This is a genomic window from Bartonella sp. CM120XJJH, assembly GCF_042194715.1.
Lineage (GTDB): Bacteria > Pseudomonadota > Alphaproteobacteria > Rhizobiales > Rhizobiaceae > Bartonella.
Window position 1 is genome coordinate 157806 of sequence record NZ_JBHINE010000003.1, and the last position, 17986, is coordinate 175791.

The following is a 17986-nucleotide window of genomic DNA, read 5'->3' on the forward strand; positions in this document are numbered from 1 at the left end:
TAAAAGAAAAAAATCAGATCATCTGCAATAAGCATACAATCTTGCAATAAGCATACAATCTTATTGTAATTATATTAGGGAATACAGAAACCTTACAAAACTTTAATAATTTAGACAGAAAATGGTAAGGTCTGGTATTTTATAAGTGATCGGAATTGGAATAAAGGTATGATTGAATAGGAGCATAGAGTAAATGGTTAAAAAGGCTTTCTTTAAAACATTTGTCGCAGTGAGTTTTTCTGCGATATTGGAAAGTGCACTGTTTTTTAGTGGATGTACATCAAGCTTGTGGATGACAAAGGCTCATGCAAGTTCTGTATTTACCTCGTTAATTCAACAACAGGGATTTGCCGATATTGTTGCTCAAGTGAAACCAGCCGTTGTAGCAGTACAAGTAAAGAGCAATAAAAAGAAAGAAGATAGGTTCTTTAGCAACTTTTTTAGTGGTCCAGGGTTTGATCAACTACCAGATCAGCATCCTTTGAAAAGATTTTTTAAAGAGTTTTATGATTTTGATAAACCTAAAAATAAATTTCCCCACCAATCGCAAAGACTCCGTCCTATTGCTTTTGGATCGGGTTTTTTTATTTCGTCTGATGGCTACATTGTGACCAATGATCATGTGATTTCTGACGGAACAAGTTATACTGTTGTTCTTGATGATGGTACAGAATTGAACGCAAAGCTCATTGGGAAAGACCCCAAAACCGATCTTGCCGTACTAAAAGTGAATGATAAAAGAAAATTTTCTTATGTTGATTTTGGCGATGATTCAAAGCTTCGTGTTGGGGATTGGGTTGTTGCCATTGGGAATCCATTTGGCCTTGGTGGAACTGTGACAGCAGGTATTGTTTCTGCACGTGGACGTGATATTGGCACTGGTGTGTACGATGATTTTATTCAGATTGATGCTGCTGTTAATAGAGGAAACTCTGGTGGTCCAACGTTTGATCTTAATGGAAAGGTTGTTGGGGTGAATACAGCAATTTTTTCTCCTTCTGGAGGAAATGTTGGGATTGCTTTTGCTATTCCGGCAGCAACTGTAAAACAGGTTGTACAACAACTTATTGAAAAAGGTTCAGTTCAACGCGGTTGGTTAGGCGTTCAGATTCAGCCGGTAACAAAGGAGATTTCCGATTCAATAGGTTTGAAAGAAGCCAAAGGTGCTTTGGTTACTGATCCGTTAAAAGGACCGGCAGAAAAGGCTGGTATTAAAGCGGGTGATGTAATTATTTCAGTGAATAATGAAAAGGTTGCTGATGCGCGTGAGCTGGCCAAACGTATTGCAAATATTAAACCAGGAGAAACGGTAACCATAGGGATTTGGAGATCAGGTAAGGAGGAGAGTATCAAGGTTAAACTCGCTTCAATGTCTGAAGATGAAAGTAAGAAAGAGGCTTCAAAATATTCAAATGGAGAGGGTGATGTAGATGAAACATTGGAAGATTATGGTCTGATTGTTATGCCTTCTGATGATGGTATAGGGGTTGTCGTAACGGATGTCGATACCGATTCAGATGCTGCAGATAAAGGGATACGCCCTGGTGATATCATTGTGACAGTAAATAATAAACCGGTTAAACGAGTCTCTGATATTATTAGTACAATCAAAAATGCTCAGCAGTTAGGACGAAAGGCTATACTCTTACAAGTGCGAACAAATGATCAAAATCGTTTTGTCGCTCTTCCGATTTTCAAAAAATAAGGTTTTAATTGTAGGACAAATGTTTATTAAATATTTGTCCTACAACATAATAAAATAATGGAGATACGTTTTATGAAGATACTCGTTATTGAAGATGATCATGAGACGGGGCATTATCTCGAAAAAGCTTTTTTGGAAGTAGGGCATTCTGTTGATGTTGCTTATGATGGGGATACGGGATATACTTTAGCGACCACGGAAAATTATGACGTTATGGTTATTGACCGAATGCTTTTGCATCGTGATGGTCTTTCTATTATTGCTGAATTGCGCGCTAAAGGCAATGAAACACCGGTTCTTATTCTGTCTGCTTTAGGGCAAGTCAATGATCGTGTAACGGGGTTGCGTGCAGGCGGAGATGATTATTTGACAAAGCCTTATGCTTTTTCTGAACTTCTTGCGCGTGTTGAAGTTTTACAACGGCGGAAAAATCCTAAGGAAGCAGAAACTGTTTATTGTGTAGGTAATCTTGAGCTTGATCGGCTAGCACATACGGTAAAACGGGGTGATAGAAACATTCTATTGCAACCACGAGAGTTTCGTTTACTTGAATATTTGATGCGCTATGCGGGGCAGGTTGTTACACGCACTATGCTTTTGGAAAACGTTTGGGATTACCATTTTGATCCACAAACGAATGTTATTGATGTCCATATCTCCCGTTTGAGAGCCAAAATTGAAAAAGATTTTGATGTTCCCCTTCTCCATACCGTGCGTGGAGCTGGGTATATGCTGAAAGCACCAGATAGCAAAGCATGAGTCGTTTGATTAATATAATGCGCACGACGGCGCTAAGGCTTTCAGCACTTTACATTTTATTGTTTGGGTTGGTGGCAACAGGACTTTCTATTTATATGACGGAATTTTCTGCTTCATTGTTAACAGAGCAAACTGAACAAGCTTTACATGAAGAATTAAAGTATATTGAAAATGCTTATAATTATGGGGGATTATCCTTATTAATGCGCACTATTGATTATCGTTCAAGACAACCAGGAGCATTTCTTTATCTTGTTACGGATTCTATGGGGCGTATTTTAGCAGGAAATGTAGCACGTATTGAATTAGGTCTTTTGAATCAGAGTGGTTTTATTTCTACCTCTTTTTTGTATTCTCGTTTTGGAGAACATGGCAAGACAAGTGAACATCGCGCTTTGGCGGTTATTGTTGATTTACCTAATGCTATGAAGATTCTTATAGGACGCGATTTGGATGAGCCAGAACGTTTTGCAATTGTTATTCGTAAAGCTGTGATCATTGCACTTGCTGCAATGGTTGGAGGTGCTTTACTCATATGGTTTTTTGTTGGCAGGAGAGCTTTACAAAGGATTGATCATGTAACAGCTGCATCACAACGCTTGATGGACGGTGATTTCAGTGGGCGGTTACCTGTTTCTGGAGTAGGGGATGAGTTTGATCGATTGTCAACTAATCTTAATGTTATGTTAGACCGCATTGAAGAGTTAAATATTGGTCTACGTCAAGTATCAGATAATATTGCTCATGATCTGAAAACGCCGTTAACGCGTCTTAGAAATCGCGCTGAAGAGGCGCTTTCAGGAAATAAGACAAAGCTTGAATATCGTCAGGTCCTTGATAGGGTTATTGCAGAGTCAGATCAACTTATTTGTACGTTCAATGCGATTTTAATGATTTCACGTATTGAGGCCAGCAGTGCAATTGAGCATCTTGAAATGATGAATATGAAACTGATCCTTGAAGATGCTGTTGAGATTTACGAACCTTTTGCTGAAGAGTCAGGTGTTTTACTTCGGTTGGGCAATATATTTGATAAAGAGCTTAAGTTAAATCGTGAGCTTGTTGCACAATCAATTTTTAACCTTATAGATAATGCCATTAAATATGCGTCTAAAGGTGAAAGGAAAGCAGAAGTTTGCTTATCAATGGAATATCGTGATGAACATTTATTAGTTGTTGTGAGCGATAATGGACCAGGAATAGCAGAGGATAAACGTGAAAAAGTGACAGAACGCTTTGTTCGTCTTGAAGAAAGCCGCACACAACCTGGGTTTGGAATTGGTTTAAGTATAGCAAAAGCAGTTATGAAGCTTCACGGGGGTGAGTTGTTACTTGAAAATGCAAATCCAGGGCTTAGGGCTGTTTTGTTATTTCCTTAAAGATATTTTTCTTCACTTTTCTCTTTTCATACGTAACAACTGTTTTAAAAGTATAAAGCAATAGAAAGGAAAGCAAAATGCTTTTCAAGGGAGCGCAGACGAAACAAGCTTTTTTAAAAACACAGCTTCTCCCTTTATGCCCTCTCGATGAAAGTGGTTTCCAATGGTTAAAAGACTTGGAAGAACAAGCAAGAAAAGAAGGTTTAGAATCGCTTGTTTCCCTTATTTTAGAGAGTGGAACGCAGATTGATTTTATCCGTTCGATTATGACCTTATCTCCTTTTTTGCGTGAGGTTTTAATTGCCAATCCATCATATCTTAATGCTTTATTGAATGTTGATATAGAAACAAGGCTGAGCGAAATTATAGATGATATTACGGCTATTGATAAGGATGAAACTATAAATGAAACTTCATTGATGGCTGCTTTGAGGCGCAAAAAACGAGAAGCGCATGTTCTCATTGCTTTAGCTGATTTGAGTGGTATTTTTACTTACGAAGTTTCATGTGCTTGGTTGACACGTTTGGGCGAAGCAGCATTAAGTGTAGCGCTACGTTTTCTATTAAGAGAAGCGCATGATCATGGTAAGATCAATTTATTAAGCCGTGAGAATCCAGAAAAAGACTGTGGTTTAATTATTTTAGGAATGGGAAAGTTAGGAGCAGGGGAACTTAATTATTCTTCTGATATTGATCTTATTGTTTTCATTGATGAAGCATCACCTCATATTGGTAATCTTTCTGAAAGTGTTGACGTATTTTCTAAAATGGTACGCCGATTAATCCGTATCATTCAAGAACGCACTGCGGAAGGATATGTTTTTCGTCTTGATTTTCGGCTTCGTCCAGATCCAGGATCAACCCCTTTAGCCTTACCAGTAAGGACTGCCTTACGGTATTACGAAGGGCGTGGACAAAATTGGGAACGAGCAGCCATGATTAAAGCACGTCCAGTTGCTGGCGATAAGAGGGCAGGTTTTAACTTTCTTAAAGAGCTTTTTCCCTATGTGTGGCGGAAATATTTAGATTACGCTGCTATTGCTGATATTCATTCGATCAAACGTCAAATTCATGCACATAAAAATTACGGTCAAATTGCAGCTTATGGGCATAATATAAAGTTAGGTCGTGGTGGTATTCGTGAGATTGAGTTTTTTGTTCAGACACAACAGCTCATTGCTGGTGGGCGTTTTCCTCAATTACGTGGACGTCAAACAGTTACAATGTTAGCAGAACTTCACACGCTTGGTTGGATCAGTGAGAAAACGAAAAATAGCCTTATAAAAAGTTATGCGTTTCTTCGAAATGTGGAGCATCGTATTCAAATGCTTTTCGATGAACAAACACATCTTCTTCCAAATGATATTGCTCAATTTACGAGTGTTGCCTATTTAATGGGTTATCGAGACAGTAGCAGCTTTATCCGTGATTTATTAAAAACACTTCAGGTTGTTGAAAAACATTATGCAGCACTGTTTGAGAATGAGCAAGAGCTTGGTTTAGAAATTGGTAATTTAGTTTTTACAGGTGAAGAAGATGATCCGGAGACATTAATAACGTTAAGTCGTTTAGGCTTTGAAAGAGCAAGTGATATTTGTCGCATTATGCGCACTCTACATTGTGGTCGTTATAAAGCAACGCAATCAGCCGAAGCACGCGAGAGATTAACGGAATTAACACCGGCTCTTTTGAAAGCTTTTGGTGGGACAAAACGAGCTGATGAGGCGATGTTGCGTTTTGATAGTTTTTTACAGGGCTTACCTTCAGGAATTCAGCTTTTTAGTCTTTTGCAATCTAATCCCTCTCTTTTGGATATGCTTGTCCTGATCATGGGTGCTGCTCCACGTCTTGCAGAAATTATTACACGCAGATCCCATGTTTTTGATGGAATGTTAGATCCGAATATTCTTTCAGAATTACCAACAAAAACGTATTTAGAAAAACGGCTTGAATATTTTCTTGAAAATGTTCTTCCTTATGAGGAAATTCTCGACCATTTAAGAATTTTTGCAGATGAACAACGTTTTTTGATTGGCATTCGAATTTTGAATGGTGCAATTACAGGAGAAAGAGCGGGTTTTGCTTTTACTGCGCTTGCTGATCTTATGATAAAAAAAACACTTGCTGCCGTCCAAGAGGAATTTTCTCGTCTTCATGGTAGTGTTAAAGGGGGGCGTGTTGGCATATTGGGTATGGGAAAGCTTGGAAGTCGCGAATTAACGGCAGATTCCGATGTTGACCTCGTTTTTCTTTACGAGCACGATGATGACGCAGAAATATCTGATGGAGAAAAGCCTCTTTATATCTCTCAATATTATACGCGTTTAGCACAGCGCCTCGTTTCTGCTTTATCCACTCTTACAAGCCAAGGTGTTCTTTATGTTGTTGATTTAAGGTTACGGCCGTTAGGCAATAAAGGACCTGTTGCTGTTTCTTTTCCATTTTTTAAAAAATATTATCGCCAAGAAGCATGGATATGGGAATATCTTGCTTTAACAAGGGCTCGAGGCATTGCAGGAGATCCTGATTTTTTACAAAAGATAGAAAATGAAGTGTGTGCAATTATTGCTATTTCTCGTGATAAGAAGGAAGTTGCAAAAGAAGTATGTGAAATGCGTTCCTTGATTTCAAAAGAAAAGCCGCCAAAAAATCAATGGGATTTAAAAACGATGTCCGGTGGCATTATGGATTTGGAGTTTATTGCTCAATTTTCTCTTATTACGCATGTCATTGAGTTTCAAATTGGAGCGACGACAGCGGATATTTTAGATCACTTACCAAACAGTTTTCTTAATCAGTCATGTATTGCTGATTTACGTTATGCTTATTGTCTTTATACAAATTTGAGTCAAATTATACGGCTTTGCTTAAATGATTCTCTTGATCCCAATGACATGCCACCTGGATTAAGTGACCTTTTGTTAAATAGTGTTGGGGAACCTGATTTGCTTCGTGTTGAAAAATTAATTGCAGAAACTGGGCAATTGGTCTGTTCAGTTTTTACAAAAATCATGAAACATTAAAATAATTTTATAAGAATAATAAAAATTATTAATTCCATTTTTATATATTAATTTTTGTCTTTTATTTCATTACACGCTTGAGAGAGTTAGAGTGAAGTTCTCTACTGGTTTCTCAAGTGTGATGAAAAATCTCTATTCTAGGTGTCATTCTTTATATAAAAAGCGATGAGTGATTAATTTTGTGAATCATATTCTTTATGAGCCTTATCTCATTTTTTCAAAAAAAACTGACATTATAATTATTTATATAATTCTAGATAATAATGATCAATATGAAGCTATAAAAGCTAGTATAGATTAATAGTTTTAGGAGATTGTAAATAATATTTAAATATTATTTATTTAAAACTAATTTAAATTTTTAAACTGTATCATTTTTGCTATAGATTTTTTGAAAAAAGTGTGAAACGATTTATTATTATTTATGTATCACATTAGCTTTAGGGGAGCAATTATGATTACAAAGTATTTAGTCTCAACATCTATATTTTCTTTAATTTCAATTTCTGTAGTACAGGCGTCGGATATTGTTATTCCTGAACAGCCTGTTCCTGTTATTGCAGGGCATGCTTTTTCTTGGACAGGATTTTATCTTGGAGGACAGATTGGTAACTTTTCAGGTAAAACAACTGCAAGTTATTTAAAAGATGAGACAAGGATATGGAATCCAGTTGGAAAGGAGAATTTACCTAAACTTTCTGGTTTTATTGGGGGAGTTTACGCAGGTTCCAATATTGATATCGATAATAGTTTTATTATAGGTATTGATACAGATATTATGTGGTCTGGGAAAAAGGATTCTAAAGATGTCGCTCTACCGAAAAAAAGTCCAACGGAAGAAAAACCAAAACCTATAGAAGAAACAAGCCTAACAAGAGATTTGCATGAGGAGGATCCGATAACACCTATTAAAGCTGTACGTCATACTTTAAAACAAAAATGGGCTGGTGCTACGCGGGTGAGAGTTGGTTTTGCGATTGAGCGTGTGATGCCTTATGTTTCTGGAGGGATTGCTTATACGCAGCTTCAGAATATTTTTGGATTAGTTGCTGATAGCAAAAGTGGAGAGGTTGATTCTTCTGATTGGTTGCATGATGAAAAAAAGACCATGATTGGTTATACCCTCGGAGGCGGTGTTGATTTTGCAATGACTGATCATGTTATTGTGCGTGCAGAATACCGTTATTCAGATTTTGGTAAAAAGAAGTTCGTGCATGATAAATTTGAAATGGGCTACAAGACAAATGATTTCCGCGTGGGTGTAGCTTATAAATTTTAATTTTTTGCAGAATTAGGCAATTCAAAGGTCTCATTTTCGAATGAGGCTTTTATTTTTCAGATATATGCTGGAAAATATTCTTCACTCAAAAGAGCTACTATTTTATTCGAACAACACTTTGATTTGTAAATATAATTTACTTTTTTTATGTTGAGTGAGAGACCCAAGTATCATAAGATTTTCTCATTTTAAGCCTATACCATGTTGAACCAATCAGAACCGCGTCTTTTGCACGTCAAAAGGAGGGAGAGCTGTGAGATAAAAACATTAAAGAAAGAATAAAAATGCTTTTTATGAACCATCTCAAGTGCTAAAGGCTGTCGCTACATTGGGGATTGGCACAGTATGAGATTTTAGTACTAGCTTGCTTTTTCATAAACGTAAAGATGGTGCTGCTAAATTGACTTATCATTACATCATTTATAGGTGCCGTCGGGAAATGGATTTGGGTGCTGTAAAAGATGCTTTTTAAAACCAACACATGAATTAGCAACTTAATGGCGTTTTGTTTTATGTGAAATACCTATCATACAATCGACTTTTCTGTTTTGCGTTATCGTAAAATATTTTATTTAATAACAAAAAAAACTCTAAAGCACGTAAAATTACATCCGCAATATAACTCAATAATAATAAAAGAAATTCATATTATAATTTTTATTATTAGATATTTTATGTGATATTATAAATAATAAAATAATTATAAAGAGTATTAGTGATTTATAGGAAAAAAATAGATAGCAAATTAGGAATTTATCCGAGACATAAAAAACATTATTACCTATGTCTGTTATCGAAATAGAATCTATTATTTTTTATATTTTTTTAAATGTACGATAATAAATGTCGAGTGAAATAGTAGTGGATCATTTCAAATCTATTTACGATAAATCAATCAACATCATTTGTTTATGAATCACAAGTAGATTGGGTTATTAAAATTATATACTTTAGTTATTATTGGGCTTTTTTAGTCATCTATTTTCAGGGATAGAAGCTGAATGAGCTTCTCTATTATTCTATAAAATATCATAACTAGAGTGGTATAAGGATTTTATGCATCAGATGCTTTTGGAGGAGTGTATGATGAAATTTAAAGCAGGGTTTATTTGTAGAGTTATTGTGAAATAAATCACATGCGCGATCAGCAGGTGAAACTCATTCGACAAGAATCCGAATTACTTATAAATCAGATGTGGTAGAATTTTCGTCCTTTAGGGCGGGAAGGAAGAAAACCAATAAGTTTGTAAAAAGCCAGTCACATAAGTGGAGTAGCAGATGGAACTCTCTGAGAGAAATTGATTTATCGATAGAGAAGGTAAAACTTTGTCTTTTAAGGAGAAAAAAGGAAATAAGAATTATGATTTCCAAAGGGATGTGAAATAAAAATATTTTCTTTTTTGTTTTTTTTGGCAACTATGAAGGTGTTTAAAGATTGATTGTTTCAGTACATGCAATCTCGTTTTTGGGGTTGATAATGCTATAACGTTGCAATTGGCAGTGCCATTGATTTTGTAAGCGTTCAATGGAAAATAAATTAAAGCCTGCGGGTGGTTTTTTATCACCAAAAGCTTGTGATGCGGAAGGAACACCAACAATAGGAATTTTTTTAATTGGTCCTTCAATGTAATTCAATGTGGGTAAATGAGTATGTCCGTGAAGAATAAGTTCGCAACCGTGATATTTGATAATGTCTAGAAAACGTTTTATATCCCATAGTTTTTTATGCCAAGACGTTGCCTTGGGAAAGGGGGGGTGGTGAATCATGACGACACGAAAAAGGTTGCGCTGTGCTGCTTCCTTTAAAAAGAGCGGTAAAGTTTGCGCTTGCATTTTACCAAAATAACCAGAAGCTTGAAAAGGTGGTGTCGCAATGGCTGAAGAAGCTGCTATGATGGCAACATCTTTGCGAATGCGCATATAAGGAAAGGCGCTTTTTTGAGGGACGTCACCTGTGATCCAAGGTTTAAAGAGAGTGCATGCTTTTTGGAAAGCGCCGCGGACATAAGCGTCATGATTTCCAAATGTCAAGGAAATATCTTGAGGTTGTCCTAAGTTAAATAGCCAACGATATGCTTGTTCAAATTCCTTATCGAGAGCAAGATTCACAAGATCACCAGAGATCACAAGATGATCAGGTTTTTTTTTGTTCAAGGCATCTATTAAAATTTCTAGGACATCTGTTGCCATCTGACTCTTACGTTTTTTTTGCCAATTTATATAACCGGTAAGACGCTTCCCAGAAAGTTCGAAGAGGGAAGGTTGCGGGAGAGGGGAAAGATGTACATCCGATATATGGGCAAGATAAAACATAAAAGCTCGTAGAGTATTAAAAACGATTTAAAGAATAAACATAAGATAAGTTAGTGCTTAAAGGCAAGAAAGATTGTAAAATGAAAATTAGCTTGCAAAAAAGAACATCTCAAGCTGAATGTTCCAAATAGAATATCCCTAATAAAATATCATTGTGTTGTACATTCACATATTTGTAAAAAAACATTTCTCAATGCGTTTGAGATAATTTCACGACGGTACTCGATGCTATATGAAAAGCTTCTGTGAAGTATATAGGGCTTACTGTACACTACTATCTTTACGCTTATACAAGGTGCAAATAAAAAACATCATACTATTTCCCTCAATTTTATGAAAATCCTTGCTTTAAGAGAATTCATAAGAGGTATTTCATTCTTTTCTTCAATGGTTTCTATCCATACAGCACCTCTTTTCATGATGTGCAAGAGAGCGATTTTAATTAATTTAATATAGAAAGTATTACAAAGAAGCAAAATTCTACAGGGAATAATGACTCAATATGACTATAATGATAAATTATCATTATAGATCAATGTTTTTATCTAATTGTAAAAGACAAGAAAACACACAAAAAGATAAGCTGAATTTTAAAACTATTATACGAAATCTCAGATTTTTCAACGGCTTTCACGATACCACATGCTACTCAACAGTAAAAGGCAAGCAAGTAGTGCCAAAAAACCAGAAAATATCGAAAAATAAAAGGTATTAATTAAACGGGTTTCTGTCGCTTCTTTTAGAACAATTGAATGTGCTAGGGAAGAGGTCGGGCTTATTTTTGATTGAATTAGCTTGAATGGAGGAAGATGAATGTTTTCTTTTCCCTCAGGATGTAACCGTCCGATGTAACCACCGGTGTGCTTAATAATGGGGGCTAGTTTTTCTTGTGTTGAAATTAAGTCAAACGATTCAAGATTATCGAGCATCCCTACAGAAGAAAGTATTGTTAAATCGCCGTTTTTAATGGTAAAAATCCCTGTTTCATCAGTGGTCACAGTTGCGCTGAAGAGACCTTCTTGCTCTTTGGAGAGAGTGATATTTTCTTTTTTTCCAGATGGAAAGGTTATTTCAGCGGGTTCTGGATGGTCTTTTAGAGTTTGGCGGCGAATTGTTAAATGATGATGACTGCTGGTCGCACTTAATTTTTCTTCCTCAAGTTCTGGTTCTTTCATGAGCCAATGGGCAATACGACGATAAAGAGCTGCATAAGGACCGCCGCCTTCGAAACCTCGTGCCCAAAGCCAACTTTCATCGGAGAGCAACATGCCTACACGTCCTTTATCAACATGCGAAAGAAGTAAAAGTGGTTGTTCATCGGCTCCTTTCATGAGGGCGATTCCGTTATTTATGTTTTGAATAGCAATTTGTCGCAACCATTGCCCCCATTGAGAAGCGGGAAGGTTACGTGTTGCAAGACCTTTTGTGACAGGATGGCGCTCACCTTCTTTGGTTAACGTGGGGCGAAAAGGTTTTTCAATAATAGTCCCATTGGGCAATGCCGGTAGAATGCTTATTAAAGGTGTTTTTGCAAGTGAGTTTTTTTGGGTAAATTCAGGTCCTGTTATCATCAACAATGCACCACCCTTTTGTACATATTGGGCTATATAATCATAATAGATTAAGGGGAGAACAGTAGAGTGCTGGTAGCCATCAAGGATGATGAGATCAAAGTTATTAATTTCTTCAACAAAGAGTTTTCTTGTGGGAAAGACCACTAAGGATAATTGGCTTGAAGGCGTATTATCTGCTTTGGTGGGGGGACGCAAAATAGTAAAGTGAACAAGATCAATATTAGAGTCACCTTTCAAAAGGTCTCGCCATGTCCGTTCTCCATTATAAGGAGCACCTGAAATAAGAAGAACGCGTAAATTTTCTCTGATTCCTTCAATGATTGTTATGGCGCGGTTGTTTTCAAAGCTTAGTTCACCTTTGTGTGGATCGGTTATCACTTGGATAATATTTTTTTCAGCATGAGGAAGGGTAATTTCAGTTTGAAAAATCACGCCAGGAGTCACAGAATAATGGCCAATGTCTTCTCCATTGACGCTTAGTGTAATATTCGCTTTCTGCGGTATTGTTTTTTTGTCGGGGCCTTTATCTTCTACTAAAATGGAGAGCATTTGTGGTTTGTTGACAAGGGCAAAGCGTGGAGGAGAAATAAACTTGATTTGGCGATCAAATTCATCTGAGTGTCCTGTAATCAGAGCATTGAGAGGCGCTTCATGATGAAGGTCTGATAGGTCCGGAATGTCATGCACTTGTCCATCGGTGATAAAAATGGTTCCTGCATAACGAGAGAGCGGTACATCAGATACTGCTTGTGTTAAAGCCTCAAACAAATTCGTTGAGGGCGCATACTGATTATCAGCAAGTTTTCCAGCTTCAATAAAGCGTGGTTCAAATTGTGGATAATGCGCCAATGCTTGAGTTAATTGCGCGCGCGCTACATCACTGTCGTTTGTACGTGTTCCAAATGTTTGGCTTTTGCTACGATCAATGACAATTCCTACAGTGCTTTTAAGTGGTTCGCGCTGCTCTCTTATGACCATTGGATTCAGCAAAGCAAGGATGAGGGCGCTTAATGCCATCAGACGAAATAAAGAACCCTGACGTTGCGTAACAAGACCAACAACGACAAAAAGCATCGATATTCCACTTAAGAATAGAATCCAAATGAGTGGTAAAAAAGGCTGAAAAGTGAAAAATGATATCATTGCCTTCTTTCTCTTTTAAAGCGTTCCAAGAGTGCTGGAACATGAACTTGGTCCGCTTTATAGTTTCCTGTAAGAACATAAAGGACAATATTTAAACCTGCACGAAATGCCCATAGACGTTGCATTGGATCATTGGGCACAAGGGGATATTTCCATGTTCCTTTTTCATCGAGTGCCCACGCACCGGCAAAGTTATTGGCAGTGATGAGAAGAGAACTTACATTATCACCGCTGGCAAGAGAGTTTTTATTTTTTTTGTTGGTTGATGAGGATTCAATCCATAAAGGTGAACCACGATAGAGACCAGGAAAATCTGGCATAATATAAAAAGAACGTGCAACAACATGATCCGTTGATGCGGGCTCAATAGATGGAATATTTAACTCTTTTAAGATATCTCGTAATCTTTGCGTTTCTGGAGTGGCATCTCCTTCAAGATTAAGATTGCTCTTTATCTGATCGCGTGTGTCAAATAAAATTGTTCCTCCATGTTTCATAAAGTTATTTATTTTTTCAAGGCTTTTGGGGGTTGGGATAGGACTCTTAACATCAATTGGCCAGTAAATAAGAGGATAAAAAGAGAGTTCATCTTTATCGAGATCAAGTGCTGTAACAGAGCCTAGGGTAAGCATTGTGCGCTCTGCGATAAATTGACTTAACGCTTCTAGACCACTTTTACTTGTTGTATCAATATCATGATTATTGGTTATAACATAGGCAAGATGTGTTGCACCAGCAGCTTGTACACTATCATGATGATTTTCTTTCGTTTGTGCATGAAGAGTTGGATCATATGAAAACAAGGCAATAAGACTTATAAAAGGGAGAAGAAACATATTACGCCGTTTCATGAAAGAAAAAATATCTCCCATCCATAAAATGAGAAAATTGTCAAAGGCGAATAATAAGACGGCTAATCCTAAAAGTAGACCGATAAGATTTTTTTCTTTTGTATCATAAGATAAAGGACTTTTATTAAGAGAAGTTGGCAATGATGATTGTTTCATCAAGTGCGACGAATGAGTTAAGAGATTGAGTGCATAAAAATCGTTTTTGATACCATAAAGTCCTGGGGGAGTATGATAGGAAGGATGGGGTGGATTTTGAGAGTCAAAGACCAGTGGAATAACATCAGAGGGCGGTACTTGTAATTGTCCGTCAGCAGCTATGGTTCGCCACGGGGTTTGTACCATTGTTCTTTTTTCTCTATGTGTTAGGTTTGTGTTTTCGTTAGACCCTAATGTGATGAGTTTTTGCAACATTTGTGCAAAAAAGCCAGAAAGAGGAAGATTAGACCATGTGGGGTCAGGAGCAACATGAATGAGAATGAGGGTTCCTTTACCACGTTTTGCTGCGGTAATAAGAGGGGTTCCATCCGCAAGGCTAAGCCACGTTTTTTCAAAAAGATCTGGGGTTGGTTCTGCGAGGATTTGGCGCGAGACAGAGACATCTTCTGGAAAAGGAAGATCGAAGAAAAAACTATTTTTTGCAAAAGGAGCAAGCTTTTGTGGTTTCGTCCAAGACATAATACTTCCAAGGAAACGCTGCCCCTGACGTAGCGGTATCGGAAGGAGACTATCATAATGTTCTGCACTACTGAGTTTTTCTCCTGCAAAGCGGATGAGTGTTCCCCCTTTATTCACAAAATCAGAAAGTTTTTTTTCTGCTTTTTCAGGCATGTTAACCATGTCGCTCATAATGAAAACAGATGGATTTTGTTTAAGCAAATAATCAATATCCGTTGAAAGCTCTCTTCCTCCGGCTGTTATAAGCTGTGTATATCCCTGTAATGCTTTGATAATGTAATAAAATGGAGAAAGTAAAGGCTGTGCCATTTCATTGGTATCGGGTGATAGAAGAGCAACACGGCTTATCCTGTTATGGCTGTCTACCAAGAAGGTTGCAGCAGCATGGTTTTGATTATTTATTTTTATCCAAGCGATATCATTGCGTAGTTCAAGTGGTACATCAAAAGGGACAAGAGCTGTTGTTTCTCCTTCAGAGAAATGTTTCGTAAATTGACCAAGAAGTTGATTGTTTGAATCGTAGAGGTTGAGTGTAGCGGAAGTTTTGCCGTGTGTTGTTGAGCGGATAATACGCGCGCCCATGTTTCCATCATTATTTTCTAGGGATGTTATGCCGATTAAATCGGAAATATCCGCCAAATACCATAAGAATTTTTCAGGTTTGAATTCTTCAAGCAAAGCAAAAGTTTGCTCATCTTCATTTGTTTGTAATCCATCACTTAAATAAGCAATATCAAGAGGTTTTCCGTTGGTTATTTTTCTAAGTTTTTTTAAGACATGCACACGGTTGACAGGCCAAGGACGCGGTTGCAAATGCATTAAATTCTGTTTTATAATCTTGGCTGGTTGGGGCTCTATATTAGAGATATCATTTTCAGCCGTTGCAACAAGGTAAATATTTTTTTGCTGTTTTTCTGCCTGTGTAAGGAGCATTTCAGCGGTAGAAATGCGCTTTTTCCATTCTTTTACAGAAGCCCAACCATTATCAATAATGAGTGCAAGGGGTTGAGATCCGGAAAAGCTGATTGTTTTTTGATTCCACGTGGGGCGTGCTAAAGCTATGATAACAAGTGCCGCTATGGTTAAACGCAACAAGAGCAACCACCAAGGTGTATGTTTTGCTGTTTCTTGCTGATGAGTTGGTTTGGGTAAGAAGCGTAACGGAGGAAAAAGCTCTTTACGCGGAGATGGAGGAGTTATCCGCAACAGCCACCAAATAACCGGTAGGAACAAAAGCCCTAGTAAAAGAAAGGGAGCAGCAAAACTCAAAGCGCCCTCCTTTTTTGCAATGGAGAGCCGCCCATTGTATTTGCAAGATGAAAAATGGTCTCTGTTAAAGGTTGATCCGTTGTGCTAACATGATAAGACCATCCTTGGCGTGCGCAAAAATTTACCAACTCTTGTCGCCTTGCTTGATATAGTTTGCAATAGCTCTTACGAAGATCTTCTGCTTTTGTGGAAACATGTTTCTCTTTCGTTTCAGGATCAAAAAACTCTGTGTGGCCTGTGTAGGGAAAGCTTTCTTCTGCGGGATCAGAAATTTCAATTAAATGAGCTGTCACCTGTTTTGTAGTTAAAACGGTTAAATGTTGGATGATTTTTTCAGGAGAGTCGAGAAAATCACTCATTATAATAACATGCGAAAAGCGTGTAACCGTTGAAAAATCCGGAAATGAATTTTCATCTGAATGATTTTCTAAAGCAAAGGCTATTCGTTCTACAACATTGGATGTTATCGTGGGGGGCATTAAGTTGGGAATAGCAATATGTTCGCCACTGCGTGCAAGAAGTGATGCTAGGGTAAGGGTAAGAATAATGGCATGATTACCTTTAGAGATTTTAGAAAAGCGCGAACAGTAATGCATTGACGCGCTCTGATCGGGACAGAGCCAAACGATTTGTGTCATTTGCCATTCGTGTTCGCGGAGATACGTATTTTCATCACGCGCTGAGCGACGCCAATCAATGCGGGCAATGGATTCTCCTTCCATATAGGGACGAAATTGCCAAAAGTTTTCCCCATTACCGCGTTTACGTTGTCCATGCCATCCGGTTATCAGTGTATTAGCGATATGACGCGCTTGTAAAAGGAAATATGGCATTTTGCCAGTATCTTTATGCAGCTCATTTGTCAGCGACAATGGAGGCTTTTGTAAAACTTTTTTGCCAATAGCCATTCAAAGAGCATCTTTCACAAGGTTATTGATAATATCTTTTACGGTTATATCTTCAGCACGGGCAGAAAAATTAAGAGCCATGCGGTGTTGTAATACGGGATAGGCCAATGCTTCAACATCATCAAGCGAGGGGGCTAAGCGTCCATAATAAAGAGCACGGGCGCGAACACAAAGTGAAAGGGCTTGTGATGCCCGTGGACCAGGTCCCCAAGAAACATAAGTATTAGCAAGGCTATTGTCTTTATGAGGACGAGTTGAGCGGACAATTTTTAAAATAGCTTCGATCACATTTTCTGAAAGAGGCATTTTGCGAACGATATTTTGAATTTTTTGCAATTTTTTGGCGGATAAAATTGGTTTTGCATTTAATTTCTTTTCTTTTGTTGTTTCTAAAATGATCCGTCGCTCTGTTGTGAGGTCAGGATAGTCAATATCGATTTGCATCAAAAAGCGATCCAGTTGTGCTTCAGGAAGTGGATAGGTCCCTTCTTGTTCGAGAGGATTTTGCGTTGCAAGAACATGAAAAGGTTGTGGCAAATCATAACGGTTACCTGCAACAGTAACATGATATTCTTGCATAGCTTGTAAAAGGGCTGACTGTGTCCGTGGAGAAGCACGATTGATTTCATCTGCCATGAGAAGTTGCGTGAAAATAGGACCTTGAATGTATCGAAAAGAACGTTTACCGTCTTTATCGGAATCCATGATTTCAGAACCAATAATATCCGATGGCATTAAGTCAGGAGTAAATTGGATGCGTTTTTCATCAAGCCCTAAGACTGTTCCTAATGTTTCAACAAGACGTGTTTTTGCAAGTCCAGGAGCACCGACAAGAAGGGCGTGACCACCAGCAAAAATAGCGATTAAAGCATATTCGATGACTTGATTTTGCCCAAAAATAACTTTGTCAATTTCTTGTTGTAAAATATCCAATTCTTTGTGTGCCGTATCAATATCATCAATAATGACTTGAGCTTCATGATTGATATTGTCCTTTTTGACAGAATTGGATGATGGATCATGTTGACTCATATTTCTTCCTTAAGGCGTTTGTCGCAAAAATGGTAATTTTCTCTGCATGATAATGGATATCTTATTGTTTGTAACA

At 37.6% G+C, this 17986-nt stretch carries 10 protein-coding genes; 5 read left to right on the forward strand and 5 right to left on the reverse strand.

The genetic code is table 11. The features are described 5' to 3' along the window. Window positions 1–193: 193 nt before the first annotated feature. From ACFIKU_RS02505 to ACFIKU_RS02525, 5 genes are all read left to right on the forward strand, one after another. A complete protein-coding gene (locus tag ACFIKU_RS02505; protein ID WP_375656581.1) occupies window positions 194–1705 on the forward strand; it encodes a Do family serine endopeptidase in 1512 nt (503 codons plus the stop codon). Between the two features lie 72 nt (window positions 1706–1777). Continuing rightward, window positions 1778–2464, forward strand: a complete 687-nt coding sequence (locus tag ACFIKU_RS02510; protein WP_375642257.1) for a winged helix-turn-helix domain-containing protein — start codon at window positions 1778–1780, stop codon at window positions 2462–2464. Next, window positions 2461–3843 carry an ATP-binding protein gene (locus ACFIKU_RS02515; protein ID WP_375642256.1) on the forward strand — a complete coding sequence of 461 codons (1383 nt, stop codon included), beginning with the start codon at window positions 2461–2463 and terminating at the stop codon, window positions 3841–3843. The genes ACFIKU_RS02510 and ACFIKU_RS02515 overlap by 4 nt, the downstream gene beginning before the upstream one ends. A gap of 77 nt (window positions 3844–3920) precedes the next feature. Further along, window positions 3921–6866, forward strand: coding sequence for a bifunctional [glutamine synthetase] adenylyltransferase/[glutamine synthetase]-adenylyl-L-tyrosine phosphorylase (locus ACFIKU_RS02520; RefSeq protein ID WP_375656582.1), 2946 nt, complete (start codon window positions 3921–3923; stop codon window positions 6864–6866). 454 nt (window positions 6867–7320) lie between these two features. Further along, window positions 7321–8145 carry an outer membrane protein gene (locus tag ACFIKU_RS02525; protein WP_375642254.1) on the forward strand — a complete coding sequence of 275 codons (825 nt, stop codon included), beginning with the start codon at window positions 7321–7323 and terminating at the stop codon, window positions 8143–8145. Between the two features lie 1428 nt (window positions 8146–9573). Here the strand turns inward: ACFIKU_RS02525 and ACFIKU_RS02530 are convergent. The 5 genes from ACFIKU_RS02530 to ACFIKU_RS02550 all read right to left on the reverse strand — a co-directional run bounded on the left by ACFIKU_RS02530 (window position 9574) and on the right by ACFIKU_RS02550 (window position 17910). Further along, entirely contained in the window at window positions 9574–10458 is an 885-nt protein-coding gene (locus ACFIKU_RS02530) for a metallophosphoesterase family protein (RefSeq protein WP_375656583.1), read from the reverse strand. A 620-nt stretch (window positions 10459–11078) separates the two neighbouring features. After that, window positions 11079–13175 (reverse strand): glutamine amidotransferase, encoded by a 2097-nt coding sequence (locus ACFIKU_RS02535; RefSeq protein ID WP_375656584.1) that lies wholly within the window; start codon window positions 13173–13175, stop codon window positions 11079–11081. After that, window positions 13172–15970 (reverse strand): DUF4159 domain-containing protein, encoded by a 2799-nt coding sequence (locus ACFIKU_RS02540; protein WP_375656585.1) that lies wholly within the window; start codon window positions 15968–15970, stop codon window positions 13172–13174. Before ACFIKU_RS02540 ends, ACFIKU_RS02535 begins: the two co-directional genes overlap by 4 nt. Then, entirely contained in the window at window positions 15967–16878 is a 912-nt protein-coding gene (locus tag ACFIKU_RS02545; RefSeq protein ID WP_375642250.1) for a DUF58 domain-containing protein, read from the reverse strand. Before ACFIKU_RS02545 ends, ACFIKU_RS02540 begins: the two co-directional genes overlap by 4 nt. Beyond that, on the reverse strand, window positions 16879–17910 hold the full coding sequence (locus ACFIKU_RS02550) for an AAA family ATPase (RefSeq protein ID WP_375656586.1): 1032 nt from the start codon (window positions 17908–17910) through the stop codon (window positions 16879–16881). Window positions 17911–17986 lie beyond the last annotated feature (76 nt).